Annotated in this window: 21 protein-coding genes; 16 read left to right on the top strand and 5 right to left on the bottom strand. The window is 40.2% G+C overall.

What is annotated here, in order from left to right:
• Positions 1–62 precede the first annotated feature (62 nt).
• Positions 63–569 carry a DUF2062 domain-containing protein gene (locus ACNSN2_RS07560; protein ID WP_010390140.1) on the bottom strand — a complete coding sequence of 169 codons (507 nt, stop codon included), beginning with the start codon at positions 567–569 and terminating at the stop codon, positions 63–65.
• Between ACNSN2_RS07560 and ACNSN2_RS07555 the strand changes: the two genes are divergently transcribed.
• The 7 genes from ACNSN2_RS07555 to tcdA are packed head-to-tail and all read left to right on the top strand — an operon-like array spanning position 549 to position 8,010.
• Positions 549–2,816 carry a DNA internalization-related competence protein ComEC/Rec2 gene (locus tag ACNSN2_RS07555; RefSeq protein WP_418608996.1) on the top strand — a complete coding sequence of 756 codons (2,268 nt, stop codon included), beginning with the start codon at positions 549–551 and terminating at the stop codon, positions 2,814–2,816. The two genes, ACNSN2_RS07560 and ACNSN2_RS07555, sit on opposite strands and share 21 nt — an antisense overlap.
• Positions 2,817–2,876: 60 nt before the next feature.
• Positions 2,877–4,622: a lipid A export permease/ATP-binding protein MsbA gene (gene msbA, locus ACNSN2_RS07550; RefSeq protein WP_418608995.1), complete on the top strand. Its 1,746-nt coding sequence runs from the start codon at positions 2,877–2,879 to the stop codon at positions 4,620–4,622.
• Positions 4,619–5,599, top strand: coding sequence for a tetraacyldisaccharide 4'-kinase (gene lpxK, locus ACNSN2_RS07545; protein WP_418608993.1), 981 nt, complete (start codon positions 4,619–4,621; stop codon positions 5,597–5,599). The genes msbA and lpxK overlap by 4 nt, the downstream gene beginning before the upstream one ends.
• Positions 5,589–5,786, top strand: coding sequence for a Trm112 family protein (locus ACNSN2_RS07540; RefSeq protein ID WP_010390133.1), 198 nt, complete (start codon positions 5,589–5,591; stop codon positions 5,784–5,786). The genes lpxK and ACNSN2_RS07540 overlap by 11 nt, the downstream gene beginning before the upstream one ends.
• Positions 5,774–6,535, top strand: coding sequence for a 3-deoxy-manno-octulosonate cytidylyltransferase (kdsB, locus tag ACNSN2_RS07535; RefSeq protein ID WP_054201003.1), 762 nt, complete (start codon positions 5,774–5,776; stop codon positions 6,533–6,535). Before ACNSN2_RS07540 ends, kdsB begins: the two co-directional genes overlap by 13 nt.
• Entirely contained in the window at positions 6,532–7,212 is a 681-nt protein-coding gene (locus ACNSN2_RS07530; RefSeq protein WP_054201002.1) for a TIGR01621 family pseudouridine synthase, read from the top strand. Before kdsB ends, ACNSN2_RS07530 begins: the two co-directional genes overlap by 4 nt.
• Entirely contained in the window at positions 7,213–8,010 is a 798-nt protein-coding gene (gene tcdA / locus ACNSN2_RS07525) for a tRNA cyclic N6-threonylcarbamoyladenosine(37) synthase TcdA (protein ID WP_418608990.1), read from the top strand.
• Between the two features lie 34 nt (positions 8,011–8,044).
• Here the strand turns inward: tcdA and ACNSN2_RS07520 are convergent, their stop codons facing one another.
• From ACNSN2_RS07520 to ACNSN2_RS07510, 3 genes are all read right to left on the bottom strand, one after another.
• Positions 8,045–8,461 (bottom strand): SufE family protein, encoded by a 417-nt coding sequence (locus ACNSN2_RS07520; protein ID WP_010390129.1) that lies wholly within the window; start codon positions 8,459–8,461, stop codon positions 8,045–8,047.
• Positions 8,462–8,473: 12 nt separating this feature from the next.
• Complete coding sequence (locus ACNSN2_RS07515; RefSeq protein WP_418608988.1) at positions 8,474–9,700, bottom strand: SufS family cysteine desulfurase; 1,227 nt, start codon at positions 9,698–9,700, stop codon at positions 8,474–8,476.
• Positions 9,701–9,814: 114 nt separating this feature from the next.
• The gene (locus ACNSN2_RS07510; protein WP_010390127.1) at positions 9,815–11,101 is read right to left on the bottom strand and encodes a citrate synthase; all 1,287 of its coding nucleotides are present in this window, start codon (positions 11,099–11,101) and stop codon (positions 9,815–9,817) included.
• 406 nt (positions 11,102–11,507) lie between these two features.
• On the opposite strand from ACNSN2_RS07510, the gene sdhC reads away from it, so the two are divergent.
• From sdhC to sucD, 8 genes are all read left to right on the top strand, one after another.
• On the top strand, positions 11,508–11,885 hold the full coding sequence (gene sdhC, locus ACNSN2_RS07505; protein WP_010390126.1) for a succinate dehydrogenase, cytochrome b556 subunit: 378 nt from the start codon (positions 11,508–11,510) through the stop codon (positions 11,883–11,885).
• The gene (gene sdhD, locus ACNSN2_RS07500) at positions 11,876–12,223 is read left to right on the top strand and encodes a succinate dehydrogenase, hydrophobic membrane anchor protein (protein WP_055012091.1); all 348 of its coding nucleotides are present in this window, start codon (positions 11,876–11,878) and stop codon (positions 12,221–12,223) included. The genes sdhC and sdhD overlap by 10 nt, the downstream gene beginning before the upstream one ends.
• Positions 12,224–13,996 (top strand): succinate dehydrogenase flavoprotein subunit, encoded by a 1,773-nt coding sequence (gene sdhA / locus ACNSN2_RS07495; RefSeq protein ID WP_008112088.1) that lies wholly within the window; start codon positions 12,224–12,226, stop codon positions 13,994–13,996. It begins immediately after the preceding gene.
• A gap of 10 nt (positions 13,997–14,006) precedes the next feature.
• Complete coding sequence (locus tag ACNSN2_RS07490) at positions 14,007–14,723, top strand: succinate dehydrogenase iron-sulfur subunit (RefSeq protein ID WP_010390121.1); 717 nt, start codon at positions 14,007–14,009, stop codon at positions 14,721–14,723.
• An 86-nt stretch (positions 14,724–14,809) separates the two neighbouring features.
• The gene (sucA, locus tag ACNSN2_RS07485; RefSeq protein WP_075169173.1) at positions 14,810–17,629 is read left to right on the top strand and encodes a 2-oxoglutarate dehydrogenase E1 component; all 2,820 of its coding nucleotides are present in this window, start codon (positions 14,810–14,812) and stop codon (positions 17,627–17,629) included.
• Positions 17,630–17,632: 3 nt separating this feature from the next.
• The gene (odhB, locus tag ACNSN2_RS07480; RefSeq protein ID WP_418608985.1) at positions 17,633–19,150 is read left to right on the top strand and encodes a 2-oxoglutarate dehydrogenase complex dihydrolipoyllysine-residue succinyltransferase; all 1,518 of its coding nucleotides are present in this window, start codon (positions 17,633–17,635) and stop codon (positions 19,148–19,150) included.
• 176 nt (positions 19,151–19,326) lie between these two features.
• Positions 19,327–20,493 (top strand): ADP-forming succinate--CoA ligase subunit beta, encoded by a 1,167-nt coding sequence (gene sucC, locus ACNSN2_RS07475; protein ID WP_008464053.1) that lies wholly within the window; start codon positions 19,327–19,329, stop codon positions 20,491–20,493.
• Positions 20,493–21,365, top strand: coding sequence for a succinate--CoA ligase subunit alpha (sucD, locus tag ACNSN2_RS07470; protein ID WP_010390118.1), 873 nt, complete (start codon positions 20,493–20,495; stop codon positions 21,363–21,365). The genes sucC and sucD overlap by 1 nt, the downstream gene beginning before the upstream one ends.
• Before the next feature lie 89 nt (positions 21,366–21,454).
• Here the strand turns inward: sucD and ACNSN2_RS07465 are convergent, their stop codons facing one another.
• Positions 21,455–22,525 (bottom strand): DUF3083 family protein, encoded by a 1,071-nt coding sequence (locus ACNSN2_RS07465; RefSeq protein ID WP_054200998.1) that lies wholly within the window; start codon positions 22,523–22,525, stop codon positions 21,455–21,457.
• A 216-nt stretch (positions 22,526–22,741) separates the two neighbouring features.
• Here ACNSN2_RS07465 and glnS point away from each other — a divergent pair, with 216 nt between their 5' ends.
• Complete coding sequence (gene glnS / locus ACNSN2_RS07460) at positions 22,742–24,406, top strand: glutamine--tRNA ligase (protein ID WP_418608982.1); 1,665 nt, start codon at positions 22,742–22,744, stop codon at positions 24,404–24,406.
• Positions 24,407–24,409: the final 3 nt, after the last annotated feature.

Below are 24,409 nucleotides of genomic sequence, written 5' to 3'. Positions count from 1 at the left end.
TTGTTAAGTTGGTTTTTTTTTGTCTATAGTAATATTAACAGAAGTACTTGATGAAGTAGTCGCTAGTTATTTCTAGATATCCAAGCTTTTCTTACTGAGCGACGCCAAATTAAATCAATACCAAAATAGCCAATAACACTGGCAATAGATGCGCACACAAGCGAACCCACTAAAAAAGCAGGGCCAATGGTAGTAAGGCTTTCTATAAACCACGCCCAACTAGCCTCAAACGCAAAATGCTGCTCAGGTTGATTTAGTACTAATGTACCAACCAAGTATGAGCCGTAAAAAATAGGTGGCATTGTAAGTGGGTTGGTGATCCACACCAAAGCAACAGAAATAGGCAAATTAACTCTTAAGATTATGGCTGCGGCAGCTGCTAGCACCATTTGAAAAGGAACAGGGATGAATGCAAAAAAAAGTCCAACGGCAAAGGCACCGCGTGCTGAGCGTCGATTTAAATGCCAAAGGTTAGCATCATGTAAAAGACGACCAAATATCCTTAGTGATTTGTGATGTCTAATTTTATTTGGATCAGGTAAAAACCGTTGGATCGTTTTTTTAGCCATTTAAAGCAACCATTTACGTCTGTGTGGATGAGTCTTGGGTTTGTTATCGGTGTCGTTATTACCGTATTTTATTATCAAACCCTTGAGTTTACAGTTATCACAATTTCAATCCTTATTGTGAGCACGTATTTTAAGCCGTTTTTAACTGTATTGTTAGGCTTTATTTGCGGTATTTGCTGTGTAGCCGCACATTTTATCTTGTTTTATTCATTTGAGTTACCTGAACAGCACAAAAAATATGCTTATTCTGTCGGTGTGGTGGTCGAAGAGGTTATCTCTGCTACGCCTCCCCAATATATAAAAGCTAAAATAACCCATTTAGAAGATAGTGAATATAGTCACTTTAGGGCACCTTATGCCTTATTAAGTATCAATTTTGCACAACCAATTAAATCTGGTGATACTTTTAATGCCCAAGTGAGACTGAATAATTATAGAACTATTAAAAATTTTACTGTTTTTGATAATCAGCTTTATGCTTTTACACAAAAGATAGCCTTTAAAGGTACAGTGCTCAATAAGCAGCTTAATATTAAAAGCTCTCAAAAAAATAATACCGTGTCAGCTTATAGAGCCTATGTAAAAAAGCTGGTAAATAATGCTGAGCTTAAATGGCTATATTATACACTTTTAACCGGCGATAAGTCATTGATGACATTCGAGCAAAAGCGGTTAATGCAGAGTCTTGGGTTAAGTCACTTATTAGCCATTTCTGGGTTGCATATCTCTTTAGTGTTTGGTTTTTGTTATTTTGTTACACGTTTTTGTCTTAAGTTGGTTAAACCTGAACTAAATCAAGGCATAAATGTTTCTATTGTTTATAGCGCTGTCGGCTTTGTAGTGGCATTCATATATGTTTACTTGAGTGATTTTATCATCTCCGCAACTCGCGCTTTAATTATGCTGGGTTGTTATTTGTTGCTTTATTACTTGGCAAAGCAATCATTGAGATGGCGCAGTATTTTATATGCGTTGGTTATTATTTTAGCGGTTAATCCATTTAGTGTACTAAATCCAGGTCTTTACTTTTCGTTTTTAGCGGTATGTATTATTTTTATGGTTTTAAAGCAGTTTCCACTTCGGGGTCACTCACTACTGTCCAATATGCGAACATTATTTATTATTCAACTGGGATTATTTATTGGCTTATTACCCCTGTCATTATACTTTTTCAATGGCGTGAGTTTAGTGGGTTTAGTTTTAAATCTTGTGGCTATTCCCATTTTATCTTTTGTATTAATGCCTGCTTTATTTTTAAGCGTGTTGCTGGGGTTATTAACCGATTGGCATGCATTTATTGTGTTATATGATTTTCCACTGACCAACTTGTATCAAATGTTGCAGGCAATACCTCAGCAGATACGTTGGCTTAATGTAGGACAGGTAAGTATAACCACCGTGGTGCTGCTTTATAGTGTTGTACCCTTACTTTATTTTATTGAGCTTCGCTTACTAGCCTGCATTCCGATTTTGACTTTGCTTTTTAACTATTACTTTACGCAAACCAGCCTTTGGCAGTTAAACGTATTTGATGTAGGCCACGGTTTAATGGTACTGATAGAAAAAGATAAACATGCGTTTATTTATGATTTTGGCCCGAGTTATTTTAATCGCTTTAGTCGTGTCACTAGTGTTTTACTACCCTATATTAATGCTCATAACCTAACAGTAACTAACTCGATTGTAAGCCATCAAGATAACGACCATGCAGGAGGCGTTGCGCACTTTAAAAAAGCCGGTTATGCATGGAGCTTGGATTATTTTCATCCAAGTGGTGTATATAAAGACTGCATAGCGACAAAAATAGACTTTCAAGGCTTGAGTATTCAAACCTTTTCAAAAGATGAGTTTAATAACCGTAATGATAATTCCTGTGTTGTTAAAGTCTCAAGTGCAAACCATAGTGTGCTTCTCACTGGTGATATATCAAAGGCGAGGGAGTCTAAATTAATTAAACAAGGGCATGATTTACAAAGTACCGTTTTGTTAAGTCCTCATCACGGCAGTGATAGCTCTTCCAGTGTCGAGTTTATCGAGGCCGTAAACCCAACACTTGTGATTCATTCAAGTGCGTATCAAGGCCAGTGGCAATTTCCAAGTAAAGCGGTAGTTAAGCGTTACAATAAAATAAACGCCAAACAATATAGCACCGGTGATGTAGGACAAATTCGGGTTGATTTTTATGCTAAACACTTAGAGCTGAGTACCGCAAGAGGGGCGGAAAGTTATTGGTTTATCAAAGATTGACGTTTTGTTTTGCTGTTGCTAAGGATACAATAGGGGCTGTTACTGGTTTTAGAGAGTGTTATGGAACAAAGTACTACACAAATATATAAACGGCTTGTTTCTTACGTTGGCGCTTATAAGTCGATTGCCATCGTCGCGATTATAGGAATGATAGGTTATTCAGGTATGGATGCATTATTCATTCAACTGATGAAGCCGTTTATCGATGAAGGTTTAAACGAGCGTAACAGCCAGGTACTTACTTATGCGCCATTTGTGGTTATTGCGCTGGTTATCGGGCGTGGCGTATTTAACTTTATGTCATCTTACTGTTTAAGCTATGTAGGCTCACAAGTCGTGAGGGCGCTGCGCCAAGAATTGTTTGAACACATTTTACACTTACCGGTATCGTTTCATGATAAAAACTCAACCGGCGATTTGATTTCTAAAATCACCTTTGACACCGAGCAAGTTCAACAAGCAATCACCAAAGCACTGCTTATTGTTGTGCGTGAAGGCGCTTTTGTGGTGTTTTTACTCGCTGTGATGTTTTATACCAGTTGGCAGTTGTCGTTAATCTTTTTAGTTATTATCCCGCTTGTGGCTATCATAGTAGCTGTGGTGTCTAAACGCTTTCGTCATATCTCGAAAAATATTCAGTCAGCGATGGGACAAGTTACCCGTAGTTCAGAACAAATGCTCAGTGGTCACAAAGTGATCCATGGCTTTGGTGGGCAAACACAAGAAATTGATCAATTTTCTAAAATTAATAATCATAACCGCCAACAACGTATCAAGATGGATGCGACTAAAGCGCTAAGTGTCTCTATGATTCAAATTTTGGCTGCTAGTGCTATGGCTGTTATTTTATGGGTTGTGTCGATGCCCTCTATGATAGACAGCATTAGCTCTGGGGATTTTGTCGTACTCATCTCCTCGATGATGATGTTACTACGCCCATTAAAGCAACTTGCCAATGTAAACAGTGATCTACAGCGAGGTATTTCAGCTGCTCAGAGTGTTTTTTTAGTGTTAGATGAAGAAATTGAAAAAGACACGGGCACCTTTTCGGTTGATAAGGTAAAAGGGCATATTGAGGTGAAAAATGTGACCTTTAAATACCCAACCAAGGATGAAGCCGTGCTTAACGATTTATCACTGAACATAAAAGCCGGTGAGAGTATTGCCCTTGTTGGCCGCTCTGGCTCGGGTAAATCGACTATTTCTAACTTGTTACCCCGATATTATGACTTAGAAGCGCCAAGCGAAATTTTACTCGATGGCATTGCTCTTAATGAATATAAGCTTACTGATCTTCGCCGTCAATTTGCGTTAGTGTCGCAACAAGTGGTGCTATTTAATGACACGATTGCCAATAATATTTGTTATGGTTTACAACGCGAAATCTCTATCGAAGAGCTTCATGACGTTGCAAAACAAGCCCATGTGTGGGAGTTTGTAAAAGACTTACCTGAGCAACTTAACACTATGGTTGGCGAGAATGGGGTAATGCTTTCAGGCGGGCAACGTCAACGTATTGCGATTGCCCGTGCTATTTTAAAAGACGCGCCTATTTTAATTTTAGATGAAGCGACCTCGGCCTTGGATACTGAGTCTGAAAAGCTTATCCAACATGCTCTTGATATATTAATGAAAGATAAAACCTCCATTGTTATCGCTCATAGGCTATCGACTATTGAAAATAGTGACCGTATCTATGTGATTGATAACGGTAAAGTGATAGAAAGTGGTACGCATACTGAATTACTGACTAACGATGGTACCTACTCAGCTCTTTGTAAAATGCAGTTTGGTGAGCAGGGGTGAGTAAAATAGAGCAAAGCTGGTACAAACCTTTTAGCTTAATTACCTTATTGTTATTACCACTGTCAGCTATTTTTGGCTGTGTTGCTCTAGTGCGCAAATATTTCTACGAAGTGGGTGTTTTTAAGCCATTTGTTAGTAATACTCCAGTAATTGTTGTTGGCAATATAAGTGTTGGCGGCAATGGTAAGACTCCATTTGTATTGTGGCTACATGATTACTTAACCGCTCAAGGCTTATCTGTTGGTTTAATTAGTCGCGGCTATGGTGGGCAAGCAGCCCATTACCCATTATTAGTAACTGCCAATACGACGACTTTAGAAGCAGGGGATGAGCCGGTACTTTTATTTAACCGTTTACAATGTCCGTTAGTTGTGGGGCCAAATAGACAGCAGAATATAGAAATGCTCAATCATCAGTTTCAGCTTGATGTAATTATTTCTGATGATGGCATGCAACACTACAAAATGGCACGCAGTATTGAATGTTGTATTGTTGATAGCGAAAGAAAATTTGGTAATGGTTTTTTAATGCCAGCAGGACCACTTCGCGAAACGGTTTCTCGTTTAAACAGTGTTGATTTAGTCATTGAAAATGGTTCTGAACATGAATTTAGCTATCGCTTGCAGCCATCAATTATTAAACGTGTTGCTGATAATACTGAGATAACAACGGCTATAGAAACAGCGCATGCTGTAAGTGCAATCGGTAACCCTCAGCGCTTTGAAGCATCATTAAAAGCACAAGGTATAGCGTTGTTATCAACACATCATTTTCGCGACCATTATGCTTATACCGCCAATGACTTTGCTCAATTTGGTGAGGACTGTATATTAATGACAGAAAAAGATGCAGTTAAGTGTCGTGACTTTGCTAAGCCAAATTGGTATTACTTGCCGGTTGACGCTCAACCAACTGCAGCAGTAATAAACACATTAAATTTATTATTAAAAGAAAAAGGGATCCACCATGGCCTTTGATACAAAATTACTCGAAATTATTGCTTGCCCTGTGTGTAAAGGTAAGTTGCGCTTTGATAAAGAAAACCAAGAGCTGATCAGCACAGCAGCAAAACTAGCTTACCCGGTACGTGATGATATTCCTGTACTACTTGAAAATGAAGCCCGTGAATTGACCCTTGAAGAGGTAGAAAAGTGGAATTCGTAGTTGTTATCCCTGCGCGTTACGCTTCTACTCGTTTACCAGGTAAACCACTTGCTGATATTTGTGGCAAACCAATGATACAGCATGTGTATGAAAAAGCCTGTTTGTCAGGAGCCAGCAAGGTGGTTATTGCTACCGACCATCAAAGAGTGTTTGATGCTGCTAAACGTTTTACTAGTAATGTTTTGATGACACGTGAAGATCACCAATCAGGCACAGAGCGCTTAGCCGAAGTAGTGGATTTACTTAATTTAGCCGATGATACTATCGTGGTAAATGTACAAGGTGATGAACCTTTGCTGTCGCCTGATAACGTATCACAAGTGGCAACATTATTAGCGCAATCAACGGCACCAATGGCAACCTTAAGCGTTGCTATTGAAGAGCGTGATGAAGTGTTTAATCCTAATGCGGTTAAAGTTGTCAGTGATATAAATAAAAATGCTTTGTACTTTTCAAGAGCGAGTATCCCATTTGATAGAAGCGCCATGATGGCTGAGCAGCAACCACTTAATTTAGCGCCTTTTCAACGCCATGTGGGTATTTACGCGTATCGCGCAGGGTTTATAAAGCAATATATTGAATTAAGTGTTTCGCCATTAGAACTTCTTGAGTCGTTAGAGCAGTTACGTGTGCTATACCATGGTTATGCAATTAAAATAGAACAAGCTTTAGTGACCCCTCATGCAGGAGTAGATACACCAGAGGATTTAGCTAAAGTGGTTGCCCATATTCAAAGTAAACTCGCGTGAATAAACCACAAACGCCTGTATTAATAGTGCAGTACACGCATGATGATTTTTACATCATAAATAAACCGGCAGGCCTAAATTTTCATTCTGAAGAGGGCCCCGGTTTTGTGGTAAGTGCTGAACAGCAGTTAAATGAAAAACTATTTGCGGTACACCGTTTAGATAAGGTCACTTCAGGCTTGATTATACTCGCACGGAACAAGGCTGCTGCAGCTGAGTTTACGCAGTTATTTACCCAGCATGCTATTAACAAGTTTTATTTAGCGGTCAGTGATACCAAGCCTAAAAAAAAGCAAGGCTGGGTTAAAGGTGATATGGCTAAGTCTCGCCGTGGCACGTATAAATTATTAAACTCACAGAGTAACCCCGCTATTACGCGTTTTTATTCGTTTAGCTTTAAAAGCGGATTTAGAGCTTACTTATTGAAACCATATTCAGGAAAAACTCACCAGCTTAGGGTGGCATTAAAGAGTATAGGTGCCGCTATATTAGGCGATGCTAGTTATTCTGGGAGTGCCGCTGATCGCACCTATTTGCATGCATTTGCGCTGGACTTTGAGTGGGCTGGGGAACAAATACAACACACTCTGTTGCCAGAGTGTGGAGTGGAATATGCGCAATTAATAAAACATCAAGATTTTGATTCTTGGCAAACGCCTTGGAAATTGGATTGGTAAATGAGTGAACAAGTAACTGATATCCGCTTTGGTGGTATTAAACGACTATATGGTCAACAGCAATTTGAATGGTTACAACAGGCACATTTCTGTGTTGTTGGTATAGGTGGCGTTGGCAGCTGGACTGCAGAGGCATTAGCGCGCACCGGCGTGGGCAAAATTACTCTAATAGATTTAGATGATATATGCGCAACCAATGTTAATCGTCAAATTCATGCGTTAACAGGCACGATAGGGGAAGCAAAAGTGGATGCCATGAAGGCACGCTGCGAGCTTATCAACCCTGAGTGTAAAGTTAATGTTATTGACGATTTTATAACACTAGAAAATATTCAACAGCATATTCAAGGTTTTGATTATGTTATTGACTGCATTGATGCGGTAAAAGAAAAAGCGGCGTTAATCGCGCACTGTAAGCGTAATAAAATGCCTATAATTACCACGGGCGGTGCAGGTGGGCAAACTGATCCAAGTCAAATTACATTTGGAGATGTGGCAAAAACGACTCAAGATCCATTGCTTGCAAAGGTGCGCTATATTTTGCGTAAGCAGTATAATTTCAGCTCTAATCCAAAACGTAAATTTAATATTGACTGTGTGTATTCAACAGAGCAGCTTGTTTATCCCGGTAGTGATGGCAGTGTGTGCCATGCGAAACAAAATGCAGATGGTAGTATGAATATGGATTGTAATAATGGCTTTGGTTCGGTGACGATGATCACCGGTAGTTTTGGTTTTTTTGTTGCCGCTAAAGCAGTAAGAAAATATTTAGATAAGCGTACACGCTTGAACATTTAATTACAGATTACACATCATATTGTTAAAAAAGCGCTTAACGCGCTTTTTGTTTAGCTAAAGTTTGTATTTTTTCCACCATAGCTTTTATCCCATTGCCGCGAGAAGCGCTTAAGTGGCTAATTAAGCCGAGCTTTTCAAATTCTTCATAGGCATTAACGCTTAATACCTCTTCAGGTGTCAAACCGTTATACAGCGCTAAAATTAACGCTAATAATCCTTTTACTATTCGCGTATCAGAATCACCAATTACAACCAATGCATTTTCTGTCAAATCAAACTCAACAAACATCCATACTTTACTTTCACAGCCTTGGACTAGCGCATCATCTGTTTTTAGTATATCGGCTAACGGCGGTAGTGTTTTGCCAAGTAACATAATTTCACGATACTTCTGTTGCCAGCTTGTACTGTGTTCAATTTTTTTACTTACTAGTTGGTATGTGAGTGTCATTATTTATCCAATTTAGTCTAATAAAGCGATGCATTCTTTGAGTGCAGTAATAAAATGGTCTACATCTTTGGTCGTATTATAAAATGCAAAACTTGCTCTTAGTGAGCCATTTAGTTGCAAATGAGTCATTAATGGCTGCGTACAATGATGACCACTTCGTACTGCAATACCATAACCGTCAAGTAAAGTTGCCAGATCATACGGATGTTCATTTTTATAATTAAAGCATAATGTACCAATGTTCGATTTTAGGTCGCTATAGATGCAAATACCATCTATTTCCATCAGTGCGTTTGCTGCATAAATAAACACCTGCTGTTCATACTCTTTTAATTCTTGCTGATTGAGCACCATTAAATACTCAAGTGCCGCACCAAAGCCTAAAACACCGGCTATATTTGGGGTTCCTGCTTCAAATTTAGCGGGAGCGTCACGATAAGTGCTTTGCGTTAGGGTCACTTTTTCAATCATTTCACCACCTGTTTGATAAGGCAATAATGCATTAAGTGCGCTGTAGCGGCCATATAAACCGCCTAATCCTGTTGGCCCCAACATTTTGTGAGCTGAAAACACGTAAAAATCACAATTAAGCGCTGTCAAATTAGGTCTTAAATGTAGAGCGCCTTGTGCGCCATCGACTAAAGTTAGCGTATCTACAGCCTTCGCAGCAGTTATCAGCGGGGTTAAATCGGTAATATTGCCCAGCGCATTAGAGGCGTGAGTGATTGCAAGAAGTGCAGGTTTGGTGTGTTTAATCACGTCACAGCACTGTTTGATATCAAAAGTGGCATTGTCATTAAGTGGCAACGCTTTTAACGTTGCACCAGTGTATGCCGCGAGTTCTTGCCACGGCACAATATTCGCGTGATGCTCGATTGGGCTAATTAAAATGGTGTCGTCTGTTGTTAATGTATTTCTTAGGCCATGTGCAACTAAGTTAATCGCCTCAGTAGCGCCTTTAGTCCAGACAATTTCATTACCGCTTACCTGAAAGTAATCAGCAACGCGTTGACGTACTTGCTCATAAGCCGCTGTAGCTTGCTCACTTAGCGTATGACGACCGCGGTGAACATTTGCATTCTGTGAGGTGTAAAACTGTCTGGTGACGTCAATCACACATTGTGGCTTTTGTGTTGTTGCAGCTGAGTCTAAATAAACCAAAGGATTGCCATTGATTGTCTGATTTAGAGTAGGGAAATCATTACGGATTTTTTTAGGATCAAACGAGGACACAGACATAGGCTCATAAAGTTAATCAATTCGGGCAGGAATTGTAATCTGTTTAAGATAATTCTCAAGTAGCATGTAATAAAAAAGGCCGCAAAAGCGGCCTTTTAAAACTAACTTTAAAGCTTAGCGCTTGTCTGTAGCTTTATAATCACGTGTTGTTTCACCTGTGTAAAGCTGACGCGGACGGCTGATCTTGTGACCAGGCTGAGAAAGCATCTCGTCCCAGTGTGAGATCCAACCTACAGTACGTGCCATTGCAAAAATTACAGTGAACATACTTGTCGGAATACCAATCGCTTTTAAGATAATACCTGAGTAGAAATCTACGTTAGGGTAAAGTTTCTTCTCAACAAAGTACGGGTCTTCAAGTGCAATTTGCTCAAGTTTCATTGCAATATCAAGCAATGGATCTTGAATATTAAGCTCTGCTAAAACTTCATGACATGTTTGACGCATTACTGTTGCGCGTGGGTCGAAGTTTTTGTAAACACGGTGACCAAAGCCCATAAGACGGAAAGGGTCCGCTTTATCTTTTGCTTTTGCTACATATTCGTCGATGCGATCAACTGAACCAATTTCTTCTAACATGTTTAAACATGCTTCGTTAGCGCCGCCGTGAGCAGGGCCCCAAAGTGATGCAATACCCGCAGCAATACATGCATAAGGGTTAGCACCAGAAGAACCAGCTAAACGAACTGTTGACGTTGAAGCATTCTGTTCGTGGTCAGCATGAAGCATAAAGATTTTATCCATTGCTTTAGCTGTTACTGGGTTTACTTTGTATTCTTCAGCAGGTACAGAGAACATCATGTGTAAGAAGTTTTCTGCATAGCTTAAATCATTGCGTGGATATACAAACGGTTGACCGATGTTTGTTTTGTATGCCATTGCCGCAATCGTTGGTAATTTAGCAACTAATTTAATAGCGCTTGTCTTACGTTGAACTGCATCAGTGATATCAAGATCTTCATGGTAAAAAGAAGATAATGCACCAACCACACCACATAGCATTGCCATTGGGTGTGCATCAAAACGGAAACCTTGGAAGAAGTTTGCGATTTTTTCATCTAGCATCGTGCTACGAGTGATTTTTGTAGCAAAATCATCGTATTGCTCTTTAGTTGGTAACTCACCGTTTAATAGTAAGTAACATAACTCAACGTAGTTAGAGCTCTCTGCTAACTGCTCGATCGGGTAACCGCGGTGTAATAAAACACCTTTACCACCATCGATGTAAGTGATGGTAGATTCACAAGAACCAGTCGACATGAAACCTGGGTCATAAGTAAAGTGACCATGTGAGCCGAGTGTACGTACATCAATTACATCTTGGCCAGCAGTACCTTGATAAATTGGAAGTTCGATTGGATCTAGCCCATCAATATGGACTGTGGCTTTCTTATCTGCCATCTATGTATCTCCTATTAAGATAACTATTCTGATTTTTATATTCTAAAATCTATTCTAAGCACATCTTTACATTTTAACGTGAAAGAGGGGTATAAAGTCAATTTTTATAAGTATTATGCACATATGTATAATAAATATTCGGTATAGATTGAATATTATACCATTGGCTAATTCGCAAACGACTCAAAGTAAACAAGAATTGTAAAAGAGTCTCCGGCTATATATACTAACGGAGGTTTTTAACCGATTTGTATTTGGGTAAACTTTTTTTTACATAATATTTTTCATAAAAAGTGAACTTTATTAGTATTAATACGTTTATTTTGATAGTTCCACCAGAAACATTTGGTGGGTTTTAGAAAAACAAGTAGATGAGCCCCACTGCGGGCAAGATGGGCAAGTAACTGTGAAAAAGCAAAGACCTGTAAATCTAGATCTAACAACTATATCTATGCCGGCAACGGCTAAAGCTTCAATTTTTCACCGCGTCACCGGTGTTGCATTATTTTTTGCTTTAACGTTTGTCATTTGGGCTTGGTCAGAGTCTCTTTCTTCAGCTGAAGGTTTTGAATTCGTCAAGGGTCTGTTTAACGGATTCATTGCCAAATTTATAGCTTGGGGCACCCTTTCTGTATTGGGTTATCACCTTATCGGTGGTATCCGTCACATCATTATGGATATGGGGCATTGGGAAGAACTTGAATCAGGCAACACTAGCGCTAAAATTGCAATGGCACTTGGCGTTGTGTTTGCTGTATTGGCAGGGGTGTGGATATGGTCTTAAATCAAGCAACTCTTAAACGTGATGGCGTACAAGATTTTGTATCTCTACGCACAACGGCATTAATAATCAGTGCATATGCAATTTTTATTATTGGCTATTTTTTAGCAATGCCAGAAGTCACATATGACGCCTGGACAGGCCTATTCTCTAACCTAGCAATGAAAGGGGCGACATTAATCACCCTAGTTTGCATTATGGTTCATACCCGTATCGGCCTTTGGCAGGTTCTAACCGACTATGTAAAGGGCGCTAAATTGCGTGCTTTCTTAGGCTTTGTACTAAACCTAATGGCTGTTGCTTACGTAGCTGTAGGTTTAATCGTTTTATGGGGTGTTTAAGTGAAATATTCTGTTCGTGAATTTGACGCCGTAGTAATTGGTGCCGGTGGTGCAGGTATGCGCGCTGCTCTTGCTATTACTGAATCTGGCAAAACATGTGCACTAATCTCTAAAGTTTTTCCGACACGCTCACACACTGTATCTGCTCAAGGTGGTATTACAGTAGCGTTAGGTAATTCGCATGAAGATAACTGGGAATGGCATATGTATGATACCGTTAAAGGTTCCGATTTTATCGGTGACCAAGACGCTATCGAATACATGTGTAATACAGGCCCAGAAGCTATTACTGAATTAGAAAACATGGGCTTACCATTTTCTCGTTTTGAAAATGGCCGTGTTTACCAACGTCCTTTCGGTGGTCAATCGAAAAACTTTGGTGGTGAACAAGCTGCACGTACCGCAGCAGCTGCTGACCGTACTGGTCACGCATTATTACACCTTCTTTATCAACAAAACGTTAAAAATAAAACAAATGTATTTTCTGAATGGTATGCACTTGATTTAGTTAAAAACGATAATGGCGATGTAGTAGGTTGTACAGCGATTGAAATTGAAACAGGTGAAATCACTTTCTTCAAATCAAAAGCAGTTGTGTTAGCTACCGGTGGTGCAGGTCGTATCTTCGCATCAACAACTAATGCTCACATTAACACTGGTGACGGTGTTGGTATGGCGACTCGTGCTGGTATTTCTATGCAAGACATGGAAATGTGGCAATTCCATCCGACAGGTATTGCAGGTGCTGGTACGCTAGTAACTGAAGGTTGTCGTGGTGAAGGTGGTTATCTTTTAAATAAAGATGGCGAACGCTTCATGGAACGCTATGCACCAAACGCTAAAGATTTAGCATCTCGTGACGTTGTTGCCCGTTCAATGATGACAGAGATTCGTGAAGGTCGTGGTTGTGATGGTCCTTGGGGTCCTCACCTTAAGTTGAAACTTGACCACTTAGGCGAAGAAACGCTTAACTTACGTCTTCCAGGTGTATGCGACCTTGCTAAAACATTTGCTCACGTTGATCCTGCAAAAGAACCAATTCCAGTTATCCCAACATGTCACTACATGATGGGTGGTGTGCCAACTAACGTAAATGGTCAAGTACTTAATATCGATGCCGCTGGTAACGAAAAAGTAGTACAAGGTTTATTTGCTGTTGGTGAGATTGCATGTGTATCTGTTCACGGTGCTAACCGCTTAGGTGGTAACTCATTACTTGATTTAGTTGTATTTGGCCGTGCTGCTGGTAATTTCTTAGGTAAATACCTAAATGACGTTGAAATTTCTAAAGCGGCTTCTGAGTCTGATTTAGAAGCGTCTTTAGCTCGCTTTAATCGTTGGGAAAGCTCAACAGTTGGTCAAGGCGAAGACCCAGTACAAATCAAGAAAGACCTACAACAGTGTATGCAGCTTAACTTCTCGGTATTCCGTGAAGGTGACTCAATGGCAACTGGTCTTACTGAGCTTAAAGAAATTCGTGAACGCTTACAGCATGCACGTCTTGATGATAAATCATCAGACTTCAACACCATGCGTATTGAATGTTTAGAATTAGACAACTTAATGGAAACAGCTTACTCAACTGCAGTAGCTGCAAACTTCCGTACTGAAAGCCGTGGTGCACACTCTCGCTTTGACTTCCCAGATCGTGATGACGAAAACTGGTTATGTCACTCAGTATTTAATCCGGTAACGGATGAAATGAGCAAGCGTAAAGTAAACTACGAGCCTAAGCTACGTGAAGCATTCCCACCTAAAGCACGTACCTACTAGGAGCGAGACGATGGCACAAGTACAATTTTCAGTTTATCGTTACAATCCGGATGTTGACAACGCACCTCGTATGCAAGAATACACTTTGCAAACTGAGGAAGGCCAAGACATGATGGTATTGGATGCACTTTTATTATTAAAAGAGCAAGATCCTACATTATCATTCCGTCGTTCATGCCGTGAAGGCGTGTGTGGTTCAGACGGTGTAAACATGAATGGTAAGAACGGCTTAGCATGTATTACTCCTTTATCTACGCTACAAAAAAATGGCAAAGGTAAAATCGTAGTACGTCCATTACCGGGACTTCCTGTTGTTCGTGACCTTGTTATTGACATGAGTCAGTTCTACACTCAATACGAAAAAGTAAAACCGTATCTAATAAATGACGAGCCTGCTGCAGGCGAACGTCTTCAATCTATTGAAGAGCGTGATAAATTAGATGGGCTTTATGAGTGTATTTTATGTGCATGTTGTTCTACATCGTGTCCTTCTTTCTGGTGGAATCCAGATAAGTTTATAGGTCCAGCAGGCCTTCTTCATGCTTACCGTTTCTTAGCTGATAGCCGAGATACTGCAACAGAAGAGCGTTTAGCTGACTTAGACGATGCATTCAGTGTGTTCCGTTGCCACAGTATCATGAACTGTGTTAGCGTTTGTCCTAAGGGTCTTAACCCGACTAAAGCAATTGGGCAAATAAAATCTATGTTATTAAACCGCTCGGTTTAATTTCTAGTAGACGAAAGATGGCTAATATTTATTAGCCATCTTGTTATATAACTATTAATTTCTGCGCTAAAAAAAAGGGCTTATAAATGCACGAAGGTGTGATGAAGGCATGGCTAGAATCTTCACATTTAAACGGCGGTAACGTTGCTTATGTTGAAGAGCTTTATGAAGCGTATTTAGACGATGCGACTTCGGTGCCAGAAGAATGGCGAGAAGTGTTCGAACAATTACCAAAAGTTGATGGTGTGGATGTTGAAGTAAAACATTCAGAAGTTCGTTCACAATTTGCGGCGCTTGCTAAAAACAAGCATAGAGAAGTAGTGGTAGCAGAGGGCAGTGGCGGCGACCTTAAACAGGTTAAAGTTCTGCAACTTATTAATGCTTTCCGTTTTCGTGGACACCAAAATGCAAACCTAGATCCACTAGGTATTTGGCAACGAGAACGTGTACGAGATTTAGAGCTAGAATACCACGACTTATCAAATGCTGACTTTGACCGCGAATTTAACGTAGGATCGTTTGCCGTAGGCCGCGATACTATGCCTTTAGGTGAGTTATACCAAGCACTAAAAACTACTTATTGTGGTTCTATTGGCGCAGAGTATATGCACATCACATCAACAGAAGAAAAACGTTGGTTACAACAGCGTTTAGAGTCTGTTCAGTCTAGGCCAAAATTCGATAAAAATGAAAAGCTACGTATCCTTAAAGGATTGACAGCGGCTGATGGTCTTGAAAAATATTTAGGGGCTAAGTTCCCGGGTGCTAAGCGTTTCTCACTTGAAGGTGGCGATGCGTTAGTTCCTATGCTTAAAGAGCTTATACACCGCGCGGGTGAAAGTGGCCAAAAAGAAGCCGTAATCGGCATGGCTCACCGCGGACGCTTGAACGTACTTGTGAATGTACTTGGTAAAAATCCATCAGAATTATTTGATGAATTTGCTGGTAAACACAAAGATACTTTAAGCTCTGGTGATGTTAAGTATCACATGGGTTACTCTTCAGATTTCGCGACCAAAGGTGGCAATGTGCATATGGCACTTGCGTTTAACCCATCGCACTTAGAAATCGTTAATCCTGTGGTTATGGGGTCTGTGCGCGCACGCCTTGATCGTCTAAACGACAAAACTGGCAGCAAAGCACTTCCTATTACTATTCACGGCGACTCTGCAATCGCAGGTCAGGGTGTAGTACAAGAAACGTTTAACTTATCACAAACTAATGCATTTAGTTGTGGTGGTAGCATTCGTATTGTTGTTAATAACCAAGTTGGTTTTACAACAAGCAAGCAAGACGATGTTCGCTCTACTGATTACTGTACTGATATTGCAAAAATGGTTCAATCACCAATCTTCCACGTAAACTCTGATGATCCTGAAGCGGTTGCGTTTGTTACGCAGTTAGCGCTTGATTTTAGAAACCAGTTTAAACGTGACGTTGTGATTGACCTTGTTTGTTACCGTCGCCATGGTCATAACGAAGCTGATGAGCCTAATGCTACACAGCCTGTTATGTATCAAAAGATTAAAAAACATCCAGTCCCTCGCTTAATTTATGCAGATCAGTTAATTTCGGAAGGTTCTTTCACAGAAAACGAAGTGAAAGCACTTGCTGATGATTATCGTAATGGCTTAGATGATGGCAACTGTGTAGTTGAAGAAATTCAACCAGAAACGTCACATTCTTCTGATTGGGCTAAATACGTTGGCCATGATTGGAATGTTGACTACGACGCGAGCGTTTCTGTAGAGAAACTTAAAGAGCTCGGTAACATTGTTGCAAGCTACCCTGAAGACCACAAAGCGCAATCTCGTGTTAAGAAAATATACGATGATCGTAAAGCTATGGCAGCCGGTGAAAAAGCACTTGATTGGGGTATGGCAGAGACTTTAGCGTATGCAACTATCGCAGCTGAAGGCACTGATATTCGCCTAACAGGTCAAGACTCTGGTCGTGGTACCTTCTTCCATCGCCATGCCGTTGTTCACGGTCAACAAGACGGTGCAACATACTTACCACTGCAAAACATTAGTGAAGATCAAGGTACGTTTGAAGTATTTGATTCGGTGTTATCTGAAGAAGCGGTATTAGCGTTTGAATATGGCTATGCAACAGCAGAGCCGACCTCACTTGTTTTATGGGAAGCGCAATTTGGTGATTTCGCCAATGGTGCACAAGTTGTTTTTGACCAATTCTTAAGTTCAGGTGAGCAAAAGTGGGGTCGTTTATGTGGCCTGACATGTTTGCTACCACATGGTTATGAAGGCCAAGGTCCTGAGCATAGCTCTGCACGTCTTGAGCGTTTTTTACAGCTGTGTGCTGATCATAATATGCAAGTATGTGTACCATCTACACCTGCACAAGTTTATGCAATGCTGCGTCGTCAATCGGTTAGACCACTTCGTCGCCCATTGATTGTTATGACGCCAAAATCATTGCTTCGTCACCCATTAGCTACATCATCGCTTGAAGAACTATCAGAGGGCGTATTCCACAATGTGATCGATGAAATTGATGATATTGATGCTAAGAAAGTAGAACGTGTTGTATTTTGTAGTGGTAAAGTTTACTACGAATTATTACAAGAGCGTCGTAAACTTGAGCAAGACAACATTGCTATTGTTCGTGTTGAACAGTTATACCCGTTCCCACATGACGAAATGAAGACGATTATTGAACGTTATCAGCATGTTACTGATTTTGTATGGTGTCAGGAAGAGCCGCAAAACCAAGGTGCTTGGTATTGTTCTCAACATCACTTTATTGATGCAATTCCACAAGATGCAAAATTAAAATATGCTGGTCGTAAAGCTTCAGCATCACCTGCATGTGGTTATATGTCAGTACATACTAAAGAACAACAAGCGCTCGTTGCCGACGCGCTTACTATAGAAAAGAAAGGATAAGCAATGAGCACAGAGATTAAAGTTCCTGTTCTTCCTGAGTCGGTTGCAGATGCTTCCGTTGCTACATGGCATGTAAGTGTTGGCGACAAAGTAAGCCGTGACCAAAACTTAGTAGATATTGAGACAGACAAAGTGGTTTTAGAAGTGGTTGCACAAAACGATGGTGTAATCACTGAAATTTCACAAGAAGAGGGTGCTACGGTACTTGGCGACCAAGTGATCGGTTTAATTGGCGATGCAGATGAAGCACCGGCAACTAAAGAGTCAAAAGAAGATGACTCAGCATCAGATAAATCAGAAGACGCGCCTGCGGCGCAATCAGCACCAGCATCAGAAGGTAAAGAAGTGGATATTAAAGTACCTGTACTTCCAGAATCAGTTGCAGATGCAACAATTGCTACTTGGCATGTTCAACCAGGTGACGCGGTAACACGCGACCAAAACTTGGTAGATATTGAAACAGATAAAGTTGTACTTGAAGTTGTTGCCCAAGAAGACGGCGTTATGGGTGAAATAATCCATGACGAAGGCGATACCGTTCTTGGTGAGCAAGTAATTGGTAAGGTAAAAGCAGGCGCTGCACCAGCTAAATCTGAAGCTAAAGCGGATGCACCAGCAGCCAAAGAAGAAAGCTCAAGCGATAGTTCAGATCTGTTAACGCCATCAGTGCGTCGTTTAATTGCTGAGAAAGGCCTTGATGCTTCAAAAATCAAAGGTTCAGGTAAAAATGGCCGTGTGACTAAAGAAGATGTTGATCAATTCTTAAAAGCACCTGCTCCAGCAGCAAAAGCAGAAGCAGCACCAGCAGCACCAATGGGGGATCGTACTCAAAAACGTGTGCCTATGACACGTTTACGTAAAACCATTGCTAATCGTCTTCTTGAAGCGAAAAACTCAACTGCAATGTTAACCACGTTTAACGAAGTTAATATGAAGCCAATAATGGATCTTCGTAAGCAGTACCAAGAAGTATTTGAAAAGCGTCACGGTATCCGTTTAGGTTTCATGTCTTTCTACGTTAAAGCGGTAACTGAAGCGTTAAAGCGTTTCCCAGATGTAAATGCATCAATTGATGGCGATGATATTGTTTATCACAACTATTTCGACATCAGTATTGCTGTTTCTACGCCACGTGGCTTAGTAACGCCAGTACTTAAAGATTGTGACAAATTATCAGTTGCAGAAATCGAAAAAGGTATTCGTGAACTAGCTCTTAAAGGTCGTGATGGCAAGCTAACACTTGACGACATGACTGGCGGTAATTTCACTATTACTAACGGTGGTGTATTCGGCTCATTACTATCAACACCAATCATTAACTTACCGCAGTCTTCAATCTTAGGTATGCACAAAATCCAAGATCGTCCAATGGCTGTTAATGGTAAAGTTGAAATCTTACCTATGATGTATTTAGCGTTATCTTACGATCATCGCCAAATCGATGGTAAAGAATCAGTTGGTTTCTTAGTAACAATTAAAGAGTTACTTGAAGATCCAACACGTTTACTGCTAGATGTTTAATTAAGTAGTATGAAATATAAGCTGTGAGTTAAAATCACAGCTTTTTTTTTGCGCCTAAGGTCATACTGGGGTTTTCATGTAGCGCCATGAGATCTATACTAGGCACGCAATTTGGGATAGTTGTTTATTTGCATAAATATTCAGCTCTTTTAATATAAAAAATTGGATAAAGCATCATGAATTTGCATGAGTATCAGGCAAAACAACTTTTTGCCGAATATGGTTTACCAGTTTCTCAAGGTTTCGCTTGCGATACACCTGAAGAAGCTGCAGCAGCTGCTGAAAAAATTGGCGGCGATATGTGGGTTGTTAAAACTCAGGTTCACGCAGGTGGACGTGGTAAAGCTGGCGGTGTAAAGCTAGTTAAAACTATCGACGAAGTTAAAGCGTTTGCAGCTAACTGGTTAGGTAAAAACCTAGTTACTTACCAAACAGACGAGAAAGGCCAGCCAGTTGCTAAAATTTTAGTAGAAAGCTGTACAGATATCGCAAACGAACTGTACCTAGGTGCTGTTGTTGACCGTGCTTCTCGTAAAGTTGTGTTCATGGCGTCTACTGAAGGCGGCGTTGAAATTGAAACTGTTGCTGAAGAAACACCAGAACTTATCCACAAAGCTGAGATTGATCCTTTAGTAGGTCCTCAAGCTTACCAAGCTCGTGAGCTTGGTTTTAAATTGGGTCTTAACCCAACACAAATGAAACAGTTCGTTAAGATCTTTATGGGTCTTGGCAACATGTTTAACGATTTCGATTTCGCATTACTTGAAATCAACCCTCTAGTAATCACAGATGAAGGTAACCTTCACTGTCTAGATGGTAAAATTGGTATCGATGGTAATGCACTTTACCGTCAACCTAAAATCCGTGAAATGCACGATCCATCTCAAGAAGATGCACGTGAAGCTCACGCAGCAAGCTTCGAGCTTAACTACGTAGCCCTAGATGGTAACGTAGGTTGTATGGTTAACGGTGCAGGCCTAGCAATGGGTACTATGGACATCGTAAACCTACACGGTGGCAAGCCAGCTAACTTCCTAGATGTTGGTGGCGGCGCGACTAAAGAACGTGTTTCTGAAGCATTCAAAATCATCCTTTCAGATGACAACGTTAAAGCTGTTTTAGTTAACATCTTCGGCGGAATCGTTCGTTGTGACATGATTGCTGAAGGCATCATTGGCGCAGTTAAAGAAGTAGGTGTAACAGTTCCAGTAGTTGTACGTTTAGAAGGTACTAATGCTGAATTAGGCCGTGAAGTACTTGCTAAGTCTGATCTTAACATCATCGCTGCTGAATCATTAACAGACGCGGCTGAAAAAGTTGTTGCTGCTGCGGAGGGCAAATAATGTCTGTATTAATCAATAAAGATACAAAAGTTATCTGTCAAGGTTTTACTGGTGGTCAAGGTACTTTCCACTCAGAGCAAGCGCTTGAGTACGGTACACAAATGGTTGGTGGTGTAAGCCCAGGTAAAGGCGGTCAAACGCACCTTGGTCTTCCAGTATTTAACACAGTACGTGATGCTGTAGAAGCAACAGGTGCAACTGCATCTGTGATTTACGTACCAGCACCTTTCTGTAAAGATGCAATCTTAGAAGCTATCGATGCAGGTATCGAGCTGATTGTTTGTATCACTGAAGGTATTCCTACACTTGATATGGTTGACGTTAAAGTTAAACTAGATCAAACAGGTACTCGTATGATTGGTCCTAACTGTCCAGGTGTTATCACTCCTGGTGAGACTAAGATTGGTATCATGCCTGGTCACATCCACAAGCCTGGTAAAGTAGGTATTGTTTCTCGTTCTGGTACTTTAACGTACGAAGCAGTTAAGCAAACTACAGATGCTGGTTTTGGTCAGTCTTCTTGTGTTGGTATTGGTGGTGATCCAATTCCTGGTACTAACTTTATCGACGTTCTAGAATTGTTCGAAAAAGATCCACAAACTGAAGCAATCGTAATGATTGGTGAAATTGGTGGTACTGCAGAAGAAGAAGCTGCAGAGTACATCAAAGCTAACGTAACTAAACCTGTTGTTTCTTACATTGCTGGTGTTACTGCACCAGAAGGTAAGCGTATGGGTCACGCTGGCGCAATCATCGCTGGTGGTAAAGGTACTGCTGATGAGAAATTTGCTGCATTAGAAGCTGCGGGCGTAAAAACTGTACGTTCACTTGCTGATATCGGTAAAGCACTTAAAGAGAAAACAGGCTGGTAATCAGCTTTTATTCTTTAAAAAAGGCTCGCAATTGCGAGCCTTTTTGTTATCTAAAGTTCAGGTACCTAATTAACCACAGTTTAGCTTAATTAATATGGGTAACTTATATGCTGAAAAAAGCGCACAGATAAATCTTGGCGTTGCTTATTAATTGCTAACTCCTCACATAAGCCATGTATGGCTTTTTCAACTTGATTCATAAAACGACCATAGCCAATTTCATGTTTATTATGCTCAGCTGCCACAATGACAAAATGCAGTGTTTCGACTAATTTATCGGCTTCAAAAAATACTTTTATTTGCGGGGTTGAGTCTTCTATATCAAAACTTATTTTTTGTAGCTCTTCATTTCCTTCATTTCTATCGACTTGGCTGTTTCGTATTATTGGCATTGCGCCATTAGCAACCATTGCAGCGTGGGTGAGTTTATTGTCTTCACATAACTGGGTAAATAGTTTTGAAAAGTGGGTGTAGAACGGCTGATAAGTTTGGCTGTTAATCTCACTTTGAAACTGCGTTTTAATATTACGAGTTATCGGTATCGAAAAAGTGACATAGGTCATTTCTGCGTGTGTGCTTGGTATCTCGCATTGTCTTGATTGATAACGAGGATATAAACTTCTTAATTTATAACCGTAACTTTCTTTATTGCCTTTTTCTTTAGCGAATAAATCATAGGTCAAATGCTGATGATCACGTAATTTAAAGCTTGGTTGTTCTACAAATAATTGCTGTTGTAAAAGATCCAAAACTTTTTGTACATTATTATGGAATTGGGCGGAGTGAGCGCGAATATCATCCCCAGTGGCTAAAAACAGTAAGCGAATCTTTTTGCTTTGCTGATCTTCGGTGTAATGAAGTTTATGTGCTTCATGGTAACGAGGATTATAGAAAAACAACATTTGCTTATCGGTTTCAAGTTGATAAGACTCATCATGAAATCGCACGACCGGCAGTTTATCATTGGCGAGTAAATGCACATTGTGAAGTTCATATTCATCACAAGCAGCAAATAGTTGGCGAGCAATACGCTGATAACACGCATTAATATTACTAAAGCTCTTATAAAACTCATCGTTTGGCGTGATTTCAGCTAATAAATAATGGTTTGCTCTAGCATTGCTTGGGATATAAACACGGTGTTGATTTAATGAAGCCATCTTTCGTTCCTGTAAGTTGGGTTTATTTTTATACTATAGAATGCTTTGATGACTTAAATATTGCGCTAAAACAAATTTTGTTCATAAACTATCCCTTATTAAACAAACTTTGTTAATTACCAGCATAAACCCGTATCTATTACTGTATGTTACGCTTGGTTTTTGTAATAATGCATTAGTTTTGTTATCACGCAATATACAGAGGTTTATACTCCTATGGCGGAAATCGAGAATCGCCCAAGTAACTTTATTAGAACCCGAATTGATGAAGATTTAGCAAGTGGAAAACATGCCACAACGCATACCCGTTTTCCACCAGAACCAAATGGCTTTTTACATATTGGCCATGCAAAATCAATTTGCCTAAATTTTGGTATCGCAAAAGACTATAACGGTTTATGTAACCTTCGTTTTGACGATACAAACCCAGAAAAAGAAGATATTAACTACGTTAATTCAATTAAAGAAGACGTACAGTGGTTAGGGTTTAATTGGGATGGTGAGATTAAATATTCGTCAAACTATTTTGATGTGCTTTACGGCTATGCAGTAGAGCTAATTGAAAAAGGTTTAGCGTATGTGTGTTTTTTAACTGCCGATCAAGCGCGTGAATACCGTGGCACATTAAAAGAGCCAGGTAAGAATAGCCCTTATCGCGATACTTCGATTGAAGAAAACCTCGCATTATTTGAAAAGATGCGCAATGGTGAATTCAAAGAGGGCGAATGTGTACTGCGCGCAAAAATTGATATGGCAAGCTCATTTATGGTGCTGCGCGATCCAATTATTTACCGCGTTCGTTTTGCACATCATCACCAAACAGCTGATAAATGGTGCATTTACCCAATGTACGACTTCACGCATTGTATTTCTGATGCGTTAGAAGGTATAACACATTCATTATGTACCTTAGAATTCCAAGATAACCGTCGTCTTTACGACTGGGTTCTTGATAATATCAGCCTTGAATGCCACCCACAGCAAATTGAATTTTCACGGTTAAACCTTGAATACACAATTATGTCAAAGCGTAAGCTTAATGACTTAGTGGTAAATAACAAGGTAGAAGGGTGGGATGACCCGCGTATGCCAACGATTGCGGGTCTTCGTCGTCGAGGTTATACACCGGCTTCAATTCGTGAGTTTTGTTTACGTATTGGTATTACTAAACAAGAAAATATGGTTGAAATGGGTATGCTTGAAGCGTGTATCCGTGATGATTTAAACGAAAATGCACCGCGTGCTATGGCTGTACTTGATCCGGTTAAAATCGTTATTGAGAATTATGAAGCCGACACTGTTGAAACATTGTCTGTTGCTAATCACCCAAATAAAGAAGAAATGGGTCGTCGTGATGTGCCTTTTACCCGTGAAATTTTTATTGAACGTGAAGATTTCCGCGAAGAAGCAAACAATAAGTTCAAACGTTTAGTACTTGATAAAGAAGTACGCTTACGTGGCGCTTATGTAATTAAAGCAGATCGTGTTGAAAAAGATGATAACGGTGAAATTACCACTATTTACTGTACTTACGATCCTGAAACATTGGGTAAAAACCCAAGCGATGGGCGTAAGGTAAAAGGGGTGATTCATTGGGTGTCAGCACCTGAGTCAGTGACGGCGGAAGTACGTTTATATGACCGTTTATTCAGTGTTCCTAATCCTGCAGCAGCAGAAGATTTTGAAAGCACATTAAACCCAGAGTCGTTAGTTGTTATTAATAATGCAAAACTAGAACCTTCACTGGCAAATTCACAGCCTGCGCAAGGTTTCCAGTTTGAGCGTACTGGTTACTTCTCTCGTGATAGTAAATCTGAGAATGTGGTATTTAACCAAACTGTGGGTCTGCGCGACTCATGGGCTAAAATAGATCAGAAGTAATTC

Source organism: Pseudoalteromonas sp. US3C1013, assembly GCF_048401115.1.
Taxonomy (GTDB): domain Bacteria; phylum Pseudomonadota; class Gammaproteobacteria; order Enterobacterales; family Alteromonadaceae; genus Pseudoalteromonas; species Pseudoalteromonas undina.
This window is presented reverse-complemented; position numbering and strand designations above follow the sequence as displayed.

Coding starts and splice junctions, on each gene's coding strand:
- ACNSN2_RS07560 (WP_010390140.1), bottom strand. CDS start 569: ATGGCTAAAAAAACGATCCAACGGTTTTTACCTGATCCAAATAAAATT.
- msbA (WP_418608995.1), top strand. CDS start 2,877: ATGGAACAAAGTACTACACAAATATATAAACGGCTTGTTTCTTACGTT.
- ACNSN2_RS07540 (WP_010390133.1), top strand. CDS start 5,589: ATGGCCTTTGATACAAAATTACTCGAAATTATTGCTTGCCCTGTGTGT.
- tcdA (WP_418608990.1), top strand. CDS start 7,213: ATGAGTGAACAAGTAACTGATATCCGCTTTGGTGGTATTAAACGACTA.
- ACNSN2_RS07520 (WP_010390129.1), bottom strand. CDS start 8,461: ATGACACTCACATACCAACTAGTAAGTAAAAAAATTGAACACAGTACA.
- ACNSN2_RS07515 (WP_418608988.1), bottom strand. CDS start 9,700: ATGTCTGTGTCCTCGTTTGATCCTAAAAAAATCCGTAATGATTTCCCT.
- ACNSN2_RS07510 (WP_010390127.1), bottom strand. CDS start 11,101: ATGGCAGATAAGAAAGCCACAGTCCATATTGATGGGCTAGATCCAATC.
- sdhD (WP_055012091.1), top strand. CDS start 11,876: ATGGTCTTAAATCAAGCAACTCTTAAACGTGATGGCGTACAAGATTTT.
- ACNSN2_RS07490 (WP_010390121.1), top strand. CDS start 14,007: ATGGCACAAGTACAATTTTCAGTTTATCGTTACAATCCGGATGTTGAC.
- sucA (WP_075169173.1), top strand. CDS start 14,810: ATGCACGAAGGTGTGATGAAGGCATGGCTAGAATCTTCACATTTAAAC.
- odhB (WP_418608985.1), top strand. CDS start 17,633: ATGAGCACAGAGATTAAAGTTCCTGTTCTTCCTGAGTCGGTTGCAGAT.
- sucC (WP_008464053.1), top strand. CDS start 19,327: ATGAATTTGCATGAGTATCAGGCAAAACAACTTTTTGCCGAATATGGT.
- sucD (WP_010390118.1), top strand. CDS start 20,493: ATGTCTGTATTAATCAATAAAGATACAAAAGTTATCTGTCAAGGTTTT.
- ACNSN2_RS07465 (WP_054200998.1), bottom strand. CDS start 22,525: ATGGCTTCATTAAATCAACACCGTGTTTATATCCCAAGCAATGCTAGA.
- glnS (WP_418608982.1), top strand. CDS start 22,742: ATGGCGGAAATCGAGAATCGCCCAAGTAACTTTATTAGAACCCGAATT.